The 18,307-nt window shown below is 67.2% G+C and carries 16 protein-coding genes and 1 tRNA gene; 12 read left to right on the plus strand and 5 right to left on the minus strand.

The features are described 5' to 3' along the window. Nucleotides 1–31: 31 nt before the first annotated feature. Entirely contained in the window at nucleotides 32–235 is a 204-nt protein-coding gene (locus E5CHR_RS26305) for a hypothetical protein (RefSeq protein ID WP_162577773.1), read from the minus strand. A 459-nt stretch (nucleotides 236–694) separates the two neighbouring features. Here E5CHR_RS26305 and E5CHR_RS26310 point away from each other — a divergent pair, with 459 nt between their 5' ends. Further along, a complete protein-coding gene (locus E5CHR_RS26310; RefSeq protein WP_197893877.1) occupies nucleotides 695–1,408 on the plus strand; it encodes an autoinducer binding domain-containing protein in 714 nt (237 codons plus the stop codon). A 37-nt stretch (nucleotides 1,409–1,445) separates the two neighbouring features. Here E5CHR_RS26310 and E5CHR_RS26315 read toward each other — a convergent pair whose 3' ends face one another. Both E5CHR_RS26315 and E5CHR_RS26320 read right to left on the minus strand, forming a co-directional pair. Then, nucleotides 1,446–1,718, minus strand: coding sequence for a hypothetical protein (locus E5CHR_RS26315; RefSeq protein ID WP_162582615.1), 273 nt, complete (start codon nucleotides 1,716–1,718; stop codon nucleotides 1,446–1,448). Between the two features lie 347 nt (nucleotides 1,719–2,065). After that, nucleotides 2,066–3,328 carry a maleylacetate reductase gene (locus E5CHR_RS26320; RefSeq protein ID WP_162582617.1) on the minus strand — a complete coding sequence of 421 codons (1,263 nt, stop codon included), beginning with the start codon at nucleotides 3,326–3,328 and terminating at the stop codon, nucleotides 2,066–2,068. 53 nt (nucleotides 3,329–3,381) lie between these two features. On the opposite strand from E5CHR_RS26320, the gene E5CHR_RS26325 reads away from it, so the two are divergent. Continuing rightward, nucleotides 3,382–3,816: a DUF1841 family protein gene (locus tag E5CHR_RS26325; protein WP_162582619.1), complete on the plus strand. Its 435-nt coding sequence runs from the start codon at nucleotides 3,382–3,384 to the stop codon at nucleotides 3,814–3,816. Here the strand turns inward: E5CHR_RS26325 and E5CHR_RS26330 are convergent. Then, complete coding sequence (locus E5CHR_RS26330) at nucleotides 3,792–4,751, minus strand: LysR substrate-binding domain-containing protein (RefSeq protein WP_162582621.1); 960 nt, start codon at nucleotides 4,749–4,751, stop codon at nucleotides 3,792–3,794. The genes E5CHR_RS26325 and E5CHR_RS26330 overlap by 25 nt on opposite strands. A 101-nt stretch (nucleotides 4,752–4,852) precedes the next feature. Here E5CHR_RS26330 and pcaH point away from each other — a divergent pair, with 101 nt between their 5' ends. After that, the gene (gene pcaH / locus E5CHR_RS26335; RefSeq protein ID WP_162582623.1) at nucleotides 4,853–5,581 is read left to right on the plus strand and encodes a protocatechuate 3,4-dioxygenase subunit beta; all 729 of its coding nucleotides are present in this window, start codon (nucleotides 4,853–4,855) and stop codon (nucleotides 5,579–5,581) included. Nucleotides 5,582–5,597: 16 nt separating this feature from the next. Continuing rightward, nucleotides 5,598–6,206 (plus strand): protocatechuate 3,4-dioxygenase subunit alpha, encoded by a 609-nt coding sequence (gene pcaG / locus E5CHR_RS26340; RefSeq protein WP_162583912.1) that lies wholly within the window; start codon nucleotides 5,598–5,600, stop codon nucleotides 6,204–6,206. 75 nt (nucleotides 6,207–6,281) lie between these two features. Here pcaG and E5CHR_RS26345 read toward each other — a convergent pair whose 3' ends face one another. After that, nucleotides 6,282–6,965 (minus strand): c-type cytochrome, encoded by a 684-nt coding sequence (locus E5CHR_RS26345; protein WP_162582625.1) that lies wholly within the window; start codon nucleotides 6,963–6,965, stop codon nucleotides 6,282–6,284. A gap of 160 nt (nucleotides 6,966–7,125) precedes the next feature. Here E5CHR_RS26345 and E5CHR_RS26350 point away from each other — a divergent pair, with 160 nt between their 5' ends. The 8 genes from E5CHR_RS26350 (at nucleotide 7,126) to E5CHR_RS26385 (ending at nucleotide 18,304) form a co-directional block, all read left to right on the plus strand. Then, nucleotides 7,126–7,968 carry an AAA family ATPase gene (locus E5CHR_RS26350; protein ID WP_162582627.1) on the plus strand — a complete coding sequence of 281 codons (843 nt, stop codon included), beginning with the start codon at nucleotides 7,126–7,128 and terminating at the stop codon, nucleotides 7,966–7,968. Between the two features lie 12 nt (nucleotides 7,969–7,980). Continuing rightward, nucleotides 7,981–8,601 (plus strand): GNAT family N-acetyltransferase, encoded by a 621-nt coding sequence (locus tag E5CHR_RS26355; RefSeq protein WP_162582629.1) that lies wholly within the window; start codon nucleotides 7,981–7,983, stop codon nucleotides 8,599–8,601. Further along, on the plus strand, nucleotides 8,595–9,782 hold the full coding sequence (locus tag E5CHR_RS26360; RefSeq protein WP_162582631.1) for a vWA domain-containing protein: 1,188 nt from the start codon (nucleotides 8,595–8,597) through the stop codon (nucleotides 9,780–9,782). The genes E5CHR_RS26355 and E5CHR_RS26360 overlap by 7 nt, the downstream gene beginning before the upstream one ends. 171 nt (nucleotides 9,783–9,953) lie before the next feature. After that, complete coding sequence (locus E5CHR_RS26365; protein ID WP_162582633.1) at nucleotides 9,954–10,871, plus strand: 2OG-Fe(II) oxygenase; 918 nt, start codon at nucleotides 9,954–9,956, stop codon at nucleotides 10,869–10,871. Nucleotides 10,872–10,931: 60 nt separating this feature from the next. Then, a complete protein-coding gene (locus tag E5CHR_RS26370) occupies nucleotides 10,932–12,827 on the plus strand; it encodes an autotransporter assembly complex protein TamA (protein WP_162582635.1) in 1,896 nt (631 codons plus the stop codon). Between the two features lie 2 nt (nucleotides 12,828–12,829). Continuing rightward, on the plus strand, nucleotides 12,830–16,873 hold the full coding sequence (locus E5CHR_RS26375) for a translocation/assembly module TamB domain-containing protein (protein ID WP_162582637.1): 4,044 nt from the start codon (nucleotides 12,830–12,832) through the stop codon (nucleotides 16,871–16,873). Between the two features lie 33 nt (nucleotides 16,874–16,906). Then, nucleotides 16,907–16,981 (plus strand) — tRNA-Arg (locus tag E5CHR_RS26380). Between the two features lie 51 nt (nucleotides 16,982–17,032). Beyond that, nucleotides 17,033–18,304: an NUDIX domain-containing protein gene (locus tag E5CHR_RS26385; RefSeq protein ID WP_332061332.1), complete on the plus strand. Its 1,272-nt coding sequence runs from the start codon at nucleotides 17,033–17,035 to the stop codon at nucleotides 18,302–18,304. Nucleotides 18,305–18,307 lie beyond the last annotated feature (3 nt).

An 18,307-nucleotide genomic window follows, 5' to 3' on the forward strand; every position in this document is an offset into this window, starting at 1 on the left:
ACACGCTGGGCGTGCAGCGGGAACCGGCGGGCTACGACGAGGTGGCCGCGACCGAAGTTCGATTACCTGCGGCGTCGTAGCTGTAGGTGATGGTGGTGGTGGAGGTACCGTCGCTGTAGACGGTACTGGCCAGGCGGCCCAGGGCGTCGTAGGTGTAGCTCACGGAACCCGCCTGCGCGGGAACGCCTGCGAGCGCGGCGGCGCACAGGCAAGCGGCGAAGACTGTGCGGCTCAAGAACCGAGCCGAAACATGGCGATCGGATTGGCGATCGAAGGACATCGATGCGCGCGATGTCGATGCGTGCGCTGGCAATGCAGCGGTCTTTTTATTCACTGGGGAAGCTCCCTTTTTTTGGATGCGGCGGACTGTAGTCGCGCTGGGAGCACACAAACTCGTTTTTTGTCGCGCAATCTTCCTGCGCAATCACCCGCAGACGAACCACCAGATCGACAATCGATCCCGATAAAACTTCCGGCTGAATTGCATGGACGCGCCTCACTCGGTATCTTCGCGCCACCAAAACAGGGAGAACCCGAACGACAGCTGGCTCAGGCCCGCGGTCGTTCCTTGTCATGCGAAACCGCTTGCACGCACAGGCCACGAGACGTGGCACATCGCCTTCGGCGGGCACACCATCAGCCGGCCAGGTTGCCCCGCTTCCTTCCATCGATCTGCGAGTGGATGAGGCACGCCGTGCAGGCATGGGCTGAAGAACTCATCGCGGCCCTCGATCGCTCTCGCGACGAGGAACAGATATTCGAACTGCTGCTCGCCGAGGCAAACCAACTGGGATTCGAGCATTGCGCCTATGGCCTGCGCGCGCCGCTGCCGCTCACCAATCCCAAGGTCGTCATGCTCGACAACCATCCGCCAGCATGGCGCCGCCGCTACGAGGAAGCGGGCTACCTGGCCATCGACCCGGTGGTGCGGCACGCGCGACACAGCCGCACCCCGATCCTCTGGAGCGACGCGCTGTTCGCCGAAGTCCCCGACATGTGGGCAGAAGCGCGCTCATTCGGTCTGTGCCATGGGTGGGCCCAGTCGAGCCTGGACAGCCATGGCGTCCCGGGAATGCTCACGCTGTCGCGATCGACACCACCGCTGACTTCGAATGAACTGCACGCGAAAGAGTTACGCATGCAATGGCTCGCCCATGTTTCCCATCTGGCGTTCTCCCGTGTGCTCGTGCCGCGAATGAACCAGTCACCCGAGACACCGCTGACGGAGCGCGAGATCGAGATTCTCAGGTGGACGGCCGACGGAAAGACGACCCAGGAGACCTCGCGCATCCTTCGGATCTCGATCGACACCGTGAACTATCACGTGAAGAACGCCATCTCCAAGCTGAGGTCGGCCAACAAGACGGCGGCCGCAGTGCGGGCAGCGATGCTGGGCTTGCTGGGCTGACGCACCAAGCGCCGGAATCAGGACTCGAGGCGCGGCCTCATTGCACGAACATCAACGCAAGCCGCTGCGCGGCGTGCTCCGCATCGCCCAGGGCGTCGTCGACTGTGCTGCGCAGTTCGGCGCAAACGTGGACCACGCGCTCCTGCGAAGCCTCACGGATCTTCACCACGCCCGACCAGCCCCGCTGGTGACGCTCGCAATCCAGCAGCATGGTCTGGCCATGCGCGCGTGCGAAGACGTCGAGGCGCTGTCGCCGTCTCACGGGCCGGCGCCAGATGCGGAGGCAGGAGCTCAACAGGGTGGTGATCATGAGGGGCCTCGGTGAGGGCGACCAGGACATTGAACGCCCGCGATGCAGCGGGCGGAAGTGGCGAAAGTCACGCCACGTTCGCGGGACGCGGGGAAGCAGGCAAAGCGTGCAAAACAACACGGATGCCAGTGGCACGCGTGCAACAGATTGCGCCTAACTGGCGAAGTAGCCCGCCCGAGAGTCGGAAGGCAACGAAGGACACCGGCACCGCGATCACCGCGGCGGCCAGCGCGCCCCGCTCGATTCGCCCCCAGAAGGTCAGCGTGGCGGCGAGCAGCGGGAGTGCGACGAACGCGCCCAGTGCGCCATCTTCATCGGGTCGATGACCCACCTGCACAAAACAGTGTTCAGTTGGGCGGTGCGCCCAGAAAGGCGCGCTGCAGCAGCGCACGGATCGCATCGCGCTCGGCCGGGCCGAAGGGGCGCGGGTTCCAGTAGGGGTTGCTCACCGCGAGCTCCGCGGCGCGGTCCAGGTCGGCTTCCTTCATTCCGATGTCCTTCAGCGCAGTGGGTGCGCCGTTGTCGCGTGCCAGCGCCTGCAGGCCTTGCGCCGCGTCCGCCGTGCCAAGCGCTGCGGCGATCCGCTGCATCGCACGCGGCGCGGCTTCGGCATTGAAGGCGATCGCATGCGGCAGCACCACCGTGTGCACCTCCGCATGCGGCAGGTTGAAGCTGCCGCCCAGCGTGTGGCACAGCTTGTGGTGCAGCGCCATGCCCACGTTGCCCAGCACGGTGCCGCACAGCCAGGCACCGTACAGCGCGTCGGACCTTGCCTCGATGTCCTCGGGGCTGCGCCGGAGCGCGGGCAGCGCACGCGCGATCGCCGCAATGCCCTCCTCGGCCATCAGGTCCATCACGGGGTTGCTGTCCTGCGCATACAGGCCCTCGGCGGCGTGCGCGATGGCGTTGATGCCGCTGGTGACCGAGAGGCCGACGGGCAAGGTGCGCGACAGCTCGGCGTCGTAGATCACGGTGCGTGGCAGTACCCGCGGGTCCTTGCCGGTCTTCTTGAGGCCAGCTTCGGTCAAGCCGTAGATGGGCGTCATCTCGCTGCCGGCGTAGGTCGTGGGAATGGCGAGGATCGGCAGGCCCGAGTCGAGCGCAATGGCCTTGCCCAGGCCGGTGGTGGACCCGCCGCCGATCGCCACCGCGCAGTCGGCTCCAAGCTTGCGCGCGACCTCTCGGGCCTCGCGCGCGGTCTCGATCGGCACATGCATGACGGCCCGGTCGAAGATGCCTGCAGCCTGCGGGCCGAGCAGTTCCGCCACGCCCTCGGCCTGCCCGCGCTGCCCGGGGGTGGACAGCACCAGCGCCCGGCGGGCACCCAGCGCCTCGATCTCCCGCCCCAGCTGTGCCAGGCTGCCCGCGCCGAAGACCACGCGTTGCGGCTGGCTGGTGTAGATGAAGTCTCGCATCGTCGTCGCCTTTGTTTGCTTGCTTGCTATTAGAGGCCCAGGTTGCGCTCGCGCGTCGACATTGATCCACACGCTCTTGAGCTGGGTGTAATCGCGCATCGCGTCGAAGCCCATCTCGGGGCCATAGCAGCTCTGGCCCGCGCCGCCGAAGGGCGAGCCCGGGTCCACGCGCTTGTAGCTATTGATCCACACCATGTGTAGCGGCCGCACGCGGCGTGCGCCGCTCGAGGCGGTGCTAACCTCCGCCCATGTTCAATCCTACCCAAGAGGAAGTGCGCCGGTTCTTCTGCGATGTCTACGCCAAAAGCCGGCAGGGCGCGCCGATGGAAGCGTTGGAGATCATCGCCAGCCGCTGGATCGACGAGCACCCCGAGTACCACGCCGAATTGGCCGACGCCGAAGCGGCGGTGGCGCGCGTCTATGACGGCACGGACGGGCGCGAGAACCCCTTCCTGCATCTTTCGATGCACCTGTCGATCAGCGAACAGTGCTCCATCGACCAGCCGCGCGGCATCCGCCAGGCGGTCGAGTTGCTGGCAGCGCGCCGCGATTCGCTGCTGGAGGCGCATCACGAAGCCATGGAATGCCTTGGACAGATGATGTGGGAGAGCCAGCGCGCCGGCCGCCCTCCCGACGGCGACGCCTACGTGGCCTGCGTTCAGCGCCGCGCCACACGCGTCTGAGTGGCGCCGCTGTCGCGCAGCAGCGCGATCAGCGCTTGGCGCGCGGTCGAGGGTTCGGCATCGGTGCGCAGCAGCAGCCCCACCGGCTCCTCGGTGCCCGCCGTGTCCACCGCCAGGCGCGCCAGCTGGCCGCTCGCAAGGTCGTCACGGGCGGCGCCGATGGGTGTGAACCAGACGGCATCCGATCGCAGCAGCAGCGCACGAGCGACCGAAAGGTCCAGCGTCTGCGTACCATGCGCGGGGAGCCGCAGGCCGAGGCCCGACAGGAAGCTCTCGGTATGGTGGCGCGGGATCGTGCCTTCGCCGTAGATCACCAGCGGGTAGCGCAGCACGTCCTGCACGGAGGGCGCGGCCTCGGACAAGGGATGGCCCGCGCGCACGATCAAGGCCAGCGGCTCGGTGTAGAGCAGCTCGAAGCTGAGGCCGGCCATCAGCTGCGGGTCGCTCATGCGGCCGGCCACGAGGTCCAGCTCGCCGGCGCGTAGCGCATCGAGCAAGGCGCCGTTAGCGCCGGTCTGCACCTGCACTTGCACCAGGGGCAGGCGCTCGCGCAGCGCGGCTAGCGCCGCCGGCAACAGAGACGGCGCGACGCTGGGCAGCGCCCCGATGCGCAGGCGCATCAGGCGCTCGCCCGAAGCCGGCATCAAAGCCTGGGCGCTGGCATCGAGTGCTTCCAGCACGCGCAGCGCGTGCGCCAGCAGCTGCTCGCCGGCGGCGGTGAAGCCCTGGATACCACGCCGCCCTGCGCTGCTGCGTTCAACCAGCCTTGCGCCGGCCAAGGCCTCGAGCTCGGCCAGTGTCTTGGACACCGCGGGCTGGCTCAACGCCAGCCGCTCGGCCGCGCGTGCGAGATGCCGTTCCTGCGCCACCGCGACCAGGCAGCGCAGGTGCCGCAGCTGCACATTGCGGAGGAAGACGTCGATCTTGGTCGCCATTCAATAACCGATGCTTATAAAAAATCGCAAGAACGTCAATTTACATCAGCAGTGCGCATGAATAGAGTGGATGCCATTCCCACGAACCCGGAGACAAGTTCATGAGCAATTCCCCTCAAGGTGGCGTGCTGCCCACCCTCACGCCGCGCGACTGGCCCAGCCATCCGTCCTATGTCTACTCCGGCTACAAGTCGACGGCCAAGCGCGGGCCGACGCAGCCGTTGATCCCGCTGAAGGCGTCGCTGGGCGAACTGCGCCAGCCGGTCTACGGCCACAACAGCATCGGCGAGCTGGACCACGACCTGACCCGCAACGCGCGCAGGAATGGCGAGCCGCTAGGGGAGCGCATGATCCTCACCGGCCAGGTGCTCGACGAGCGCCGCCGGCCGGTACGCAACACGCTGGTGGAACTCTGGCAGGCCAACGCGTGCGGTCGCTACGTCCACAAGGTCGACCAGCACGATGCGCCCCTTGACCCCAATTTCCTCGGCGCGGGGCGCTGCCTGACCGACGACGAGGGTCGCTACCGTTTTCTCACCATCAAGCCCGGTGCGTATCCGTGGGGCAACCATCCCAACGCGTGGCGGCCGCAGCACATCCACCTGTCGCTGTTCGGCGGGCATTTCGCCAGCCGGTTGGTGACGCAGATGTACTTTCCGGGCGACCCGCTGCTGCAGTACGACCCGATGATCACCGGCACCCCGGAGAAGGTGCGCAACCGGCTCATCGCCGATTTCAGCCTGGACGTCACCGAAGAGGGGTACGCGCTGGGCTACGTGTTCGACATGGTGCTCCGTGGCGCCGACGAGACCCCTTTCGAGAACCGCTGACCACAAGGACAAACGCATCATGATGAGCGCACTCGAGACCAACTTCGGCCAGACCCCTTCGCAGACGGTCGGCCCCTACTTCGCGTACGGCCTCACGGCCACCCAGTATGGCTATGACTTCGACCAGCCCTTCGATGCGGTGCTCGCGCTGGACAACGCGCGCGGCGAGCGCATTCGCATCGAGGGCCGCGTGATCGACGGCGACGGCAAGCCGATCGACGATGCGCTGGTCGAGATCAGCCAACCGGATGGAACCGGCGCCTATCCCCAGTCGGTGGAAGACGCACAGGCGATCGGTTTTCGTGCCTTCGGCCGCGTCGGAACCGGCACCGATGCGCAGAAGCGCTTCGTGTTCCACACCGTCAAGCCCGGCGCCGAATCGCCTGGCGAGGCGCCCCACGCCAACGTGATCGTGCTGATGCGCGGCATGCTGCTGCACGCCTTCACGCGCATCTACTTCAGCGACGAGACGAAGGCCAACGCCGAGGACAAGGTGCTGGCCAGCGTGCCGGCCGAGCGGCGGCAGACGCTGGTGGCGCAGCGCAGCGAGACCGGTGGGCAGGTCACGTACCGCCTGGACATCCACATGCAGGGGCCGAACGAGACGGTGTTCTTCGACGTCTAGACAGACAGGCCGAACTGGCCGAACGGAACAAAAAAAGGCCCGCTTCCGGCGGGCCTTTTTCGTGGCGTGCGCTTCTTATTTGGCGTGGTGGATGCGCGATTCCGGCACCGTCTTGAGCTCGCCCGGCAATGAGCTGATGTAGCTGGCCAGTTCCTTCAGTTCGGCGTTGCTGAACTTCTTGGCCTGCTGGCTCATCACGCCGTTGGAGCGGCCGATCTGCAGGTTCTTCTCGGTCTTGTACGACTTGAGGGCGACGAAGAGATAGTCGGCATGCTGGCCAGCCAGCTTGGCGACGGTGCCGTCGTTCGGCGTGTTGAAGTTGGCGCCGTGGCACTTGGTGCAGGCGTTGTCCTTGTCGCGGGAGATGAGTGCCTGGATTCGCTCACTCGGCTGCCTGGCAGCGGCGGCTGGCGGGGCATCGCCTTCCTGCATGCCGAGCTGGCTGTAGTAGGCCGCGACGTCGGCGATGTCCTGTTCGCTCAGCGAATCGGCGATGGCGCGCATGGTGGGATGCTTGCGATCGCCACCCTTGTAGGCCGTGAGGGCCGAGACGATGTAGGTGGCGCTCTGGCCCGCGATCATCGGGACCTTGTGGACTTCAGGAAAGCTGGCCTGGTAGCCGATGATGCCGTGGCAGCCGACGCACATCGCCACCTTCTTGGATCCGTTTTCGGCGTTGCCCGTGATCTTCTGGGCTTGGACGGAGACCGTCACGCAAGCGACAGCGAGGGCAAATACCGTGGACAACAACTTGTTCATTTTGCGCGCACAATCTCGTGGAGAACTGGTTTTCAAGTCAACATTTGATTATATGCGGGGGCTCTTGGCAGTCCCGTGCGTGAGGCACTCGGGCGTTGCGCGACGCAGATGAATGGAATGTTGAGTCCCTCATCCCCTCCCTCTCTGCACTACGCAATCCATGAAATTCAAGGGCTCCGACAACTACGTCGCCACACAGGATCTGATGCTCGCGGTCAACGCGTCCATCGCGCTCAAGCGTCCGCTGCTCGTCAAGGGCGAGCCCGGCACCGGCAAGACGATGCTCGCGGAAGAGGTGGCCGGCTCGCTCGCCCTGCCGCTGCTGCAGTGGCACATCAAGTCGACCACCAAGGCCCAGCAGGGCCTGTACGAATACGACGCGGTGAGCCGGCTGCGCGATTCACAGCTGGGTGACGAGCGAGTGAAGGACATCCACAACTACATCGTCAAGGGTGTGCTGTGGCAGGCGTTCACGGCCGATGCGCCGGTTGCCCTACTGATCGACGAGATCGACAAGGCCGACATCGAATTTCCCAACGACCTGCTGCGCGAACTCGACCGCATGGAGTTCTATTGCTATGAGACGCGCGAGCTGATCCAGGCGAAGCACCGGCCTGTCGTCTTCATCACGTCCAACAACGAGAAGGAGCTGCCCGACGCCTTCCTGCGCCGTTGCTTCTTCCACTACATCAAGTTTCCCGACGCCGAGACCATGAAGAGCATCGTGGCGGTGCACTTCCCCGGCCTCAAGCAGGAACTGCTCGCCTCGGCGATGAAGACCTTCTACGACGTGCGCAACCTGCCCGGCCTGAAGAAGAAGCCGTCCACCTCCGAACTGCTGGACTGGCTCAAGCTGCTCGTGGCCGAGGACATCCCGCTCGAGGCGCTGCAGAGCAAGGACGACAAGGTCGCCGTGCCGCCACTGGTGGGCGCGCTGCTCAAGAACGAGCAGGACGTGACCCTGTTCGAAAAGCTGGTGTTCATGCAACGCCACAACCGCTGAGCGGAGCTGCCGATGGCCTTTGTCGAGCCGGTCACGCTGAGTGCGCGCGGCATCGCACTGGTGCCGCTGGCGCTGGCGCATGAAGAGGGGCTGCGCGCGGCTGCCGCCGACGGCGAGCTGTGGAAGCTTCGGGTCACCTCGGTGCCGGAACCGCAGGACGCGCGCGGCTACATCGAGGCGGCGCTCGCAGGCCGCGAGGCCGGCCACCGCTTCGCCTTCGCCGTGACTGACCAGGCGAGCGGTGCGGTGCTCGGGTCGACCAGCTTTCACGACATCGTGCCCGCGGTGAAGCGCGTCGAAATCGGCTACACCTGGTACGCCCGGCGCTGCCAGCGCACGCACGTCAACACCACATGCAAGCTGCTGATGTTGACGCACGCCTTCGACACGCTGGGCTGCCACGTGGTGGGCTGGCGCACCGACAACTTCAACCATGCGTCGCAGCGCGCCATCGAGCGCCTGGGTGCGCGCAAGGACGGCGTGATCCGCGGGCACGCGCTGCGCCGCGACGGCACCATCCGAGACACGGTGATGTACAGCCTGCGCTCGGGCGAGTGGCCCGAGGTGCGGGCCCAGCTTCTGTACCTGCTGGACAAGCCGCGTCCCGAACACCGGAGTGATTCGCCATGCTGATCGACTTCTTCTACACGCTGCGCTCGGCCAAGCTGCCGGTGTCGGTCAAGGAATACCTGAGCCTGCTGGAGGCGCTGCAGGCCGACGTGGTCGGACCGAACTCGGAGGACGCGTTCGGGCTCGACGACTTCTACTATCTCTCGCGCACTGCGCTCGTGAAGGACGAGAAGCATTACGACAAGTTCGACCGCGCCTTCGCCGCCTACTTCAAGGGTGTCGAACTGGTGACGGATTTCACCAAGGAAGTGCCGCTCGACTGGCTGCGCAAGACGCTCGAGCGCGAGTTCACGGCCGAGGAGAAGGCCAAGATCGAGAAGATGGGCTGGGACGAGCTCATGGAAACGCTCAAGAAGCGCTTCGAGGAACAGAAGGAACGCCACGAGGGCGGTAGCAAGTGGATCGGCACCGGCGGCACCTCGCCCTTCGGCCACGGCGGCTACAACCCGCAGGGCATCCGCATCGGCGGCGCGGGCAAGAACAGGAGCGCGGTCAAGGTCTGGGACCAGCGCGCTTACAAGGATTACGACGACAGCCAGGAGCTGGGCACGCGCAATATCAAGATCGCGCTGCGGCGGCTGCGCAAGTTCGCGCGCGAAGGCCACGAGGACGAACTGGACCTCGACGAGACGATCCACAAGACGGCAGCCAACGCCGGCTACCTCGACATCAAGATGCGGCCCGAGCGCCACAACAACGTGAAGGTGCTACTGCTGATGGATGTGGGAGGCACGATGGACGAGCACATCCAGCGCGTGGAGGAGCTCTTCTCCGCAGTCAAGACCGAGTTCAAGCACCTCGAGTTCTATTACTTTCACAACTGCGTCTACGACTTCATGTGGAAGAACAACCGGCGGCGCTTCTCGGAAAAGTTCGCCACCTGGGACATCATTCGGAAGTACAACAAGGACTACAAGCTGATCTTCGTGGGTGATGCGACCATGAGCCCCTACGAGATCCTGCAGCCGGGCGGCAGCGTCGAATACAACAACGAGGAGGCCGGCGCCGAGTGGATCCAGCGGCTGACCCACACCTTCCCGAAATTCGCCTGGATCAATCCCGAGCCGCAGGGAGTCTGGCAATACCGCCAAAGTATCGCGGTCATGCAACAACTGGTATCGCACCGCATGTACCCGCTGACACTCAAGGGCCTCGAAGAAGCCATGCGGATGCTCTCCAAGTAGGCGCTGTCCCACAGTACTTCTCCGACGGTCATATGGCCAAAAGGCCAGGCCTTTGGCCAAAAAGTTGCTAAAAAAGTTGTCACAGCTGCAATACCAGGGGTTACATTTAACACCTAAGGATTCAATTAAGGCGCCTTCTGACAAGGTGCCCCCCGCTGGAGGTGTTGCGCCATGTCTGCCCTGCTGTCGATGCCGTTGGAGGCCCCGGTTCTCGAGCAAATGCTGCCCCGGGCAGCCCCGGACGCACTGTTTCCGCCCAGCGACTTTGTGAGCATCCGCGGCGTGCGCCTGCCGCGCACGGAGCTTGTCGACCGCGCCTTGTTCTCCGCTGCACAGCGGGAGCGCCTGCGTAACGCGCTGATGGCCGCCTCTCCCTTTCCGCACTTGGTACTGGAGAATCTATTCAACCCGGCGCTGCTGGAATTGGTAGCCGAAGAATTCGACGCCCAGCCCGGCACCTCGTGGACCGAGGTCAAGAGCCGCTACGAATCGACGCGCCGCTCGGTGCTCGCCCCGACGCTGGGCCCGGCAACGCAGCTGTATTTCGACGTTATCCATTCCGGCTGGTTCATCGATTGGCTTTCCTCGCTGACCGGTGTCCCCTACCTGCTGGCCGACCCGAAGCTGTTCGGCGGCGGGCTGCACGAGAGCCGCACCGGTGCGACCTTTGCCGTGCACCGCGACTTCAATCGCCACCGCCACCTCGGGCTGAAGAACGAGATGGTCTTCATCACGTATCTCAACAAGGGATGGAACCCGGACTGGGGCTCGGGCCTGGAGCTCTGGGACAAGAAGCACGACCGCTGCGTCACCACGGTACAGCCTGAATTCGGCCGCACCATCCTGCTGCCGCACGGCCCCATCAGCTATCACGGCCACACCAAACCGTTGCAGGCGCCGGATGACCGCCCTCGCCGATCCGTCGCGGCCTACTACTACAGCAGCCCGCTGGCCGGCAAGCAGCACGGCGATGAATCGGCCTCGGTCTTCATGAAAACGCATCGTGTGGACCGTGCAAAGGCCGTCGCGCGCATGCTCACGCCGCCGGTCGTCTGGCTCCTGGCACGAAAGATCGCCGGCTACGCTTGAGCGGCAGCCCGCGGCTCCCGCCTACGGAGCCCAGGCCAGGCATGCTGTCAGAATGGCCGCATGCTCAGGGTGTTTCGGTCACTCGCGCCGGCGTGGATGCCGGCGTTTTTTTGTGCAGGCCTCCTTGTGCTGCTGCAGGGCTGCAGCCTGCTGCCGAAGAGCGCGCCGGCCGAGGGCGACTCGGGCGCTCGCCCCGTTGGCGGCGACACCTCTGCCGGCACACGCGAGGCCTTCAGCGTCGCGGTGCAGGCGCCCGATGCGGTGCGCGAGTACCTCGAGCAACACCTCGAAATCCAGCACTATCGGCAGATCGGTGACCTCGGCGCCAGCGAGCTCTCCCGGCTCATGGTGGCCGCGGAAGGCAATGCACGCGAGCTGCTCGCGACCCTGGGCTACTTCTCACCCGCGCTCACGCTGGAGCTGAACGAGACGCCGCAAGCCAAGGCCCCGCGCGAGGTGCGAATCACGGTCGATCCCGGCCAGCCCACGCGGGTGCGCCAGGTGCAGATCGACTTCAGCGGAGCGATCGCCGCCGACGCCGACGCCGAGGCCCAGCGCGAGGCGATCCGCAACAACTGGCCGCTGCGAGCGGGCCAGACCTTCACCCAGCTCGGCTGGGACAACGCCAAGTCGGCCGCGCTGCGCAGCCTCACGGCCAAGCGCTTTCCAACCGGCAGCGTGGCGCTGAGCCGCGCAGAGATCGATGCCGACCGGAGCGAGGCCAGTCTGCGCGTCGAATATCGGTCGGGCCCGGCCTACCGCTTCGGCCCTTTGGAGGTACGCGGAAACGAGCGCTACGACGCCGATGCCGCGCGCCGCATCGCGCGCGTGCCGACCGGCAGCGACTACGACCAGCAGAAGCTGCTCGATGCTCAGCAGCGCCTGGCCAGCAGCGGCTACTACGACTCGGTGTTCCTCACGCTCGACACCGACGGCAGCAACCCCCTGTGGGCGCCGGTGATCGCCCAGGTGCGCGAGGCGTCGCTGCAAAAGGTGGTGCTGGGGGTCGGCTTCACCACCGACAGCGGGCCTCGGGTGTCGGTGGACCACATCCACAATCGCATGCCTCTGCTGGGCTGGCGCGCCGTTTCCAAGCTCCTGGTCGACCGCGAGACCAAGTCGCTCGGCTCCGAGTGGAACGCCGTCCCCGACGACAAGGGTTGGCGCTGGTTCGGTGCGGGTCAACTCAAAAACGAGACCTCCGGCAGCTACAAGGTCGACAGCGGACGGCTGCGCGGCGGCCTGGGCAAGTCGAGCGACCACATCGACTACAACTACTTCCTGCAGTACGACTATGCGCAGAACCGCGGCGTGAATGCGCCGCCCTCCGCCTCGGCACTGTCCGTCAACTGGGGCTGGACGGGGCGCTACTTCGACGATGCCGGCGTGCCGACGCGCGGCCACGGGCTGGCACTGGAGCTGGGCGCCGGCTACACGCTGACGGGCGAGCACCTGCCCTTCACGCGCATCTACGGCCGCTGGCTGGGCATCGTGCCGCTCGATTGGGCCTCTGCGGATGACAGTGCCAGCGCAGCGCGCAGCAGCCGCCTGCAATTTCGTGCCGAGGCCGGTGCAGTGACTGCCAGGCAGAGCGCCCAGATCCCTTCGACACTGATGTTCCTGACCGGCGGAGACACCACCGTGCGCGGCTACGGCTATCGCCAGATCGGCACCGAGCGCAGCGATGGCCAGATCGTCGCCGGCCGGTACATGACGGTGGCCAGCGTCGAGTGGCAGCGGCCTTTCGTCTACGGCGGCAAGCTGACCGAATGGGAGAGCGCGGTCTTCGTCGATGCCGGCGCGGTGGCCGACCGGCCCGGTGATCTCAAGACCAAGGTGGGCATCGGCGTCGGGGCGCGCTGGCGCAGCCCGGTGGGGCCGGTGCAGGCCGACCTGGCTTATGGCGTGGACACGAAAAAGTTCAGGCTGCACCTGCGTCTGGGCTTCACGTTCTGAACATGGAGCCGAGCGCGCAAACCTCCACCGCTGCACCTGTGCGCCCGCGCGGCCAGCGAGTCGTGCGAGCGCTGGCATGGAGCCTGCTCAGCCTGGTTCTGCTGGTGGGCGTGCTCACGGCCGGCGCCTGGTGGTGGCTGGGCTCCAACCAGTCGCTGGCCTTTGCGCTGGCGCAGGCGGCGCGCTACCTGCCGATCGGCCAGACGCTGGAGAGCCGCGACGTCAGCGGCTCGCTGCGGGCCGGTGGCCGCATTGGCTGGCTGCGCTGGCAGAGCGAAAGCCTGTCTGTGGAGGTGCACGAGGCCACCATCGGCTGGCAGCTGGCGCCCCTGCTGAAGCGCAAGGTTCAGCTCGGCGAGGTGCACGCGGCGCAGCTGCTGATCGAACGCCGGGGGCCAGCGGAAGACAAGCCGCGCGAGCCCTTGGCGCCCATCGTGCTGCCAGTGGAAGTCGAGCTTCCGTTCCGCATCGATACGCTGCGCTGGGCCGGCCCTCCCGCGCTCCAGGCGGACAAGCTGGCAGGCAGCTACCGGTACACCGACGGCGAACATCGGCTCGTGGTCGAGGGCGTGGACATTGCCCAGGGCCACTACGGCGCGAGGGTCACACTGCAAGGCCCGACGCCCATGGCGGTCGACGTTGCGCTCAAGGGCCGCGTGCGTGCGCCGCTCGCCGAAGGCCGCAGCATCGAGGTGCTGGCCGAGGCCAGCGCCAAGGGCACGCTCGCGACGGCCGATGCCCGGCTCGCAGTGGCGGCGCAGCTCAAGCCTGCAGATCCCGGCGCCGCAGCGCCCATGGAGGCGCAGTTGCAGGCCAACATCGCGCCCTGGCAGCCGCAGCCGGTGATCGACGCCCGGGCACAGCTGCAGAACCTCGACGCGTCCCTGCTGTGGCCCAAGGCGCCGAGCACGCTGCTGAGCGGCGCGATTGAAGCCGGCCCCGACAGCAGCGCGCCCACCGGCACGACGGTATGGCAGGCCCGGGTCGATATCCGCAATGCGAAGCCTGGGCCGTGGGACAGGGGCCAGCTGCCCGTCGAGCAGGTCCAGGCCCGCGCGAGCTTCGACGGCACCAGCTGGACCTTGCCCGAGGCCACGGTGCGCGCCGGCGCCGGCCGCATCGAGGCCGAAGGTCGCTGGAGCCCTGCCCCCGCTCCCTGGCAGGCGCGGGCCCGCGTGCGCGGCGTGCGCCCCGCGGCGCTGCACACCGAGCTGGCCGGCGCGCCGGTGAGTGGCAGCCTCACGACCGAGCAGCGCGGCGACGCACTGCTCTTCGACCTTTCACTGCAAGCCGAAGGAGGTGCCGGCAGCAAGGCGCTGAAAGGCCTGCGGCTCGACCGCGCGGTGGCACGCGGCCAATGGCAATCCGAAGTACTGGATTTGCGCACGCTGCGCATCGATGTGGCGAACGCGAGCCTCGAAGGCAAGCTGCAGGTGCGCGCTGCCGCGCAGGCGGGCAACGGCGAGCTGAAGCTCGTGGTGCCCGGCGGCAGCGCACAACTGCAGGGCCGCATCGCTCCGGCCAGTGGCGGCGGCGAGCTCCGGGCCCGGATCGACGAGGCCGCCACCCTCCAACGCTGGGTGGAGAACCTGCCCGAGCTCTCGGCCGTGTTCGCGGGCAGCAGCGCACAAGGCAGCGCCCAACTCGACGCTTCGTGGAAGGGCGGCTGGCAGGCTGTGCAGCGCCGGCTGCAGAACGCGAGTACGCCAGCGCCGCGCGGCAGTGCCGAGCCGACCGTCGAGGCCACAGTTTCGGTCCCTCGCCTCGCGCTCAGGTTGGCGCCTAATGCCGACGGCGAGGCGACGGAGATGCAACTGCGCGACCTCCGTGCCGAGCTGGCCGGCAGCCTCGCGCAGGCCACGCTGGCGCTCAAGGGCGAAGCCCTCAGCGGTACGCAGAAGCTCAACCTCGACACACGCGTCAGCGGCGGCCTGGAACGTGCCAAGCAATGGCGTGCATCGATCGCCAGCCTGCGGCTGCAGGTGCAGGACAGTCAGCGCCCCGGGCCGTGGACGCTGGAGCTGGAACGTGCCCTCGGCATCGCCCTGAAGAGCGGCGACGCCGGTCACCTCGAGGTGGAAGCCTCCGCCGCAGGTGCGACGCTGCGCGGCCCGGCACCAGGCACCGTGCGCGTCGAGTGGGAGCCGCTGCGCTACAGCCACAGCGGCGCGGCGCCCGACCGGTCCTTTCGACTGCGTTCTCAGGGCCGCGTGCGAGGCCTGCCGATGGCCTGGGCCGAGGCGGCCGGCGGCAGCGCGACCTTGGCCGAGATGGGCATCAGCGGCGACCTGCTGTTCGACGGCGACTGGGACATCGATGCCGGCGACACGCTGCGTGCGCGCGCCCGTCTCGCGCGCGCCAGCGGCGACCTTCGCGTGCAGGCGGGCGAGGCCGCGCTGGTCACCCGCATCGAGAGCCGCGGCACCGGCGCCGCCAGCGAGCGCAAGATGAATGCGGCCGCGCAAGGCCCCAGCACGCCGGCCGGCCTGCGCCAAGCCGCACTGGGTATCGACGCCGAGGGCAACAGCGTGCGCGCGAGCCTGGCCTGGGACAGCGAACGCGCCGGCCAGATCCGCGCCGAGGCCAGCACGAGCGTGGTGCAGCACGCCAATGGCTGGCAATGGGCGCCGGATGCCCCGCTCGCAGGACGAGTGACCGCGCGGCTGCCCAATCTCGGCGTCTGGTCGATGCTGGCGCCGCCCGGCTGGCGCGTGGCCGGCACGCTCGAGGCTGACGCGGCACTCTCGGGCGACCGCACGCGGCCGCGCTGGAACGGCACCCTGTCGGCTGACCAGCTCGCGCTGCGCGCACTCGTCGAGGGGCTGGACCTGCGGGACGGGCGCCTGCGCGCCTCGCTGACCGGCGAGCGCATCGAGATTACAGAATTCAGTCTTCAAGGCGGCGCCGGCAGCAGCACGCGCATCCCCGGGCAGAGCGGCAACCTCAGCACCGCGGCCAGCGAGGCTGCCAGCGGCGGCGGTACGCTGTCGGCGCGCGGGGAACTGAGCTGGGGTGCTGCACCGGCCAGCGGCACCGGCATCCGCATGGCCATGCAGGCTCAGCTGCGCGCCCTGCGCGTGCTGGTGCGCACCGATCGCCAGGTCACGCTCTCGGGCGATCTGCAGGCTGGGCTGGACGCCGGGCAGTTCAAGGTGCGCGGCAATCTCAAGACCGATCGGGCGGTGATCATCCTGCCCGACGAAAGCGCGCCTGGCTTGGGCAGCGACGTGGTGGTTCGCTCTGCCGCCAAGGACCGAGAGACAGCCGAGGCGGCGCAGCGCCGCAGGGCCACCGAGGATGCGCAGGTCGCCAAGGCGCAAACGGCGAAGCCGCCGGATATCGCCGTAGGGTTCGACCTCGGCGAGGATTTCGCCGTGCAGGGACGCGGCCTGACGACGCGGCTCGAGGGCAAGCTCGAGATCCGCAGCACGGCCCTGAACGCGCCGCCGCGCATCACTGGCGAGGTGCGCACCGTCAAGGGCCAGTACCGCGCCTACGGCCAGCGGCTGGACGTGGAGACCGGCATCGCCCGCTTCAATGGCCCCTACGACAACCCGGCGCTCGACATCCTCGCCATCCGGCCCAACATCTCGCATCGTGCGGGCGTGCAGATCACCGGGAGCGCGCAATCGCCACGCGTGCGCTTGTATTCGGAGCCGGCGCTGTCCGACGCGGAAACGCTGTCATGGGTGGTGCTGGGCCGCGCCTCGGCCGCCAGCGGCGGGGAATCGCTGCTGCTGCAGCAGGCCGCGCTCGCGCTGCTGGGCCGCCTCGGCTCGGGCAGTTCCGGCGGCGGGCTCGCGAGCCGCTTCGGGCTCGACGAGATCGGCTTCAAGGGCCCAGGCAGTGGCGGGGACGTGAAGGATTCGGCTGTCACCGTGGGCAAGCGCTTGTCCAAGGATTTCTATGTGACCTACGAGCGCAGCCTCGCGGGCACGTTGGGCAGCCTGTTCATCTTCTACGACCTCACGCGCCGGCTCACGCTGCGCGGCCAGGCCGGACAGCAAAGCGGCATCGACCTGATCTACACGATGAAATACGATTAAGCTCCGCCGAGCTGTTAAAGTCGCCGCCGCTCAGTCCTCGTAGTTCAATGGATAGAACGGGGTCCTCCTAAGACTCAGATACAGGTTCGATTCCTGTCGAGGGCACCAGTAAGTTGCTGATTTTCCAGGGTTCTGCGCTGCCAGACCGCGGCTGGACTCGTGGGCCCGCTGCAGGTACGGACACCACGAACTCTCCGTCCTTCCCGCCGCCCCCGCCTGCTCCAGCACCAGCGTTCGCTCAAGATCCTGCTCTTGCCGCCGGCTCCGCCACCGCCGTGGCACCCAAGGGCGGATAACCTCAACGACCACTGCTCAGCGATCCTTCGCACCGCCTCGCCGCTGACTCCCATGACCGCACGACCTTCCGCCACACACCAGCGCGCCGTCCTCATCGGCCGCTTCCAACCCTTCCACAACGCGCACTATGCCCTGCTGCGAAAAGCCATGGACGCCGCGCCCCACGTGGTGGTGGTGATTGGGTCGGCCTTCCAGGCGCGCTCGCCAAAGAACCCCTTTACGTGGCAGGAACGCGCGGAAATGATCCGCATGGCGCTGGCAGAAGCTGACCGCGCGCGCGTGCTCTTCGTGCCGATGCGCGACCATGTCGACGAGGAGCGCTGGTTCGCCGAGGCGCGCCTGGCGATCGATGCAGCGCTCCCCCCGGAGGGCACGGCGCCTGCAGCGGCCGGCTCGACGCTGCTGATCGGCCACAGGAAAGACGCCACGCGCGACTATCTGCACGGCTTTGAGGGCTGGACGCTGCAGACCGTGGAACGCATCCACAACGCTGGCGCAGCCGCCGTGCAGGATGCAATTTTCAGCGGTGCGAAGGAGGCACCCGAGGTGCTGGCACGCGCGGTGCCCGCCAGCACGCTTGCATTCCTGCGCCGCTGGATGACGACACCGCTGCATGCGGCGCTGGCGCAGGAATGGGAACTGCTGCGTCAGCACGACGCAGCATGGTCGGTGGCCCCCTACCCGGTGGTGCTGGTCACTGTGGACTGCGTCGTCAAATGCGGCGGGCACGTGCTGCTGATTCGTCGCGGCCATTCACCGGGCAAGGGGCTCCACGCCGTGCCGGGCGGCTTCCTGGAGTTGCGCGAGACGACCTTGCAATCTGCGCTTCGCGAGCTCGAAGAGGAGACGCACCTGGCGCTGCCGCCCACTGAATTGCTCGCGTGTCTCGTTCGCATAGAGGTATTCGATCGTCCTGATCGCAGCCAGCGCGGCCGCACGATCACCCACGGCCACTTCTTCGACCTGGGCGACCGGCAGCCGCTGCCCGACGTGCGCGCGGACGACGACGCAGCCGCGGCGGAGTGGATCCCGATTGCCGCACTGCCGGGCCTGGAGGATCAGCTGTTGGACGATCACTTCCAGATGCTTGACCATTTTTTGGGCCTGCTGCCGCGGCCCGTCATTCACGCCTGAGTT

Origin of the sequence: Variovorax sp. PBS-H4, from assembly GCF_901827205.1 — a bacterium.
Lineage (GTDB): Bacteria > Pseudomonadota > Gammaproteobacteria > Burkholderiales > Burkholderiaceae_C > Variovorax.

What these genes read in the sequence shown, in the direction of transcription:
- E5CHR_RS26370 (WP_162582635.1), top strand. Translation starts at nt 10,932, where the DNA reads ATGCTCAGGGTGTTTCGGTCACTCGCGCCGGCGTGGATGCCGGCGTTT.
- E5CHR_RS26350 (WP_162582627.1), top strand. Translation starts at nt 7,126, where the DNA reads ATGAAATTCAAGGGCTCCGACAACTACGTCGCCACACAGGATCTGATG.
- pcaH (WP_162582623.1), top strand. Translation starts at nt 4,853, where the DNA reads ATGAGCAATTCCCCTCAAGGTGGCGTGCTGCCCACCCTCACGCCGCGC.
- E5CHR_RS26320 (WP_162582617.1), bottom strand. Translation starts at nt 3,328, where the DNA reads ATGGTGTGGATCAATAGCTACAAGCGCGTGGACCCGGGCTCGCCCTTC.
- E5CHR_RS26345 (WP_162582625.1), bottom strand. Translation starts at nt 6,965, where the DNA reads ATGAACAAGTTGTTGTCCACGGTATTTGCCCTCGCTGTCGCTTGCGTG.
- E5CHR_RS26315 (WP_162582615.1), bottom strand. Translation starts at nt 1,718, where the DNA reads ATGATCACCACCCTGTTGAGCTCCTGCCTCCGCATCTGGCGCCGGCCC.
- E5CHR_RS26375 (WP_162582637.1), top strand. Translation starts at nt 12,830, where the DNA reads ATGGAGCCGAGCGCGCAAACCTCCACCGCTGCACCTGTGCGCCCGCGC.
- E5CHR_RS26365 (WP_162582633.1), top strand. Translation starts at nt 9,954, where the DNA reads ATGTCTGCCCTGCTGTCGATGCCGTTGGAGGCCCCGGTTCTCGAGCAA.
- E5CHR_RS26325 (WP_162582619.1), top strand. Translation starts at nt 3,382, where the DNA reads ATGTTCAATCCTACCCAAGAGGAAGTGCGCCGGTTCTTCTGCGATGTC.
- E5CHR_RS26360 (WP_162582631.1), top strand. Translation starts at nt 8,595, where the DNA reads ATGCTGATCGACTTCTTCTACACGCTGCGCTCGGCCAAGCTGCCGGTG.
- E5CHR_RS26330 (WP_162582621.1), bottom strand. Translation starts at nt 4,751, where the DNA reads ATGGCGACCAAGATCGACGTCTTCCTCCGCAATGTGCAGCTGCGGCAC.
- E5CHR_RS26355 (WP_162582629.1), top strand. Translation starts at nt 7,981, where the DNA reads ATGGCCTTTGTCGAGCCGGTCACGCTGAGTGCGCGCGGCATCGCACTG.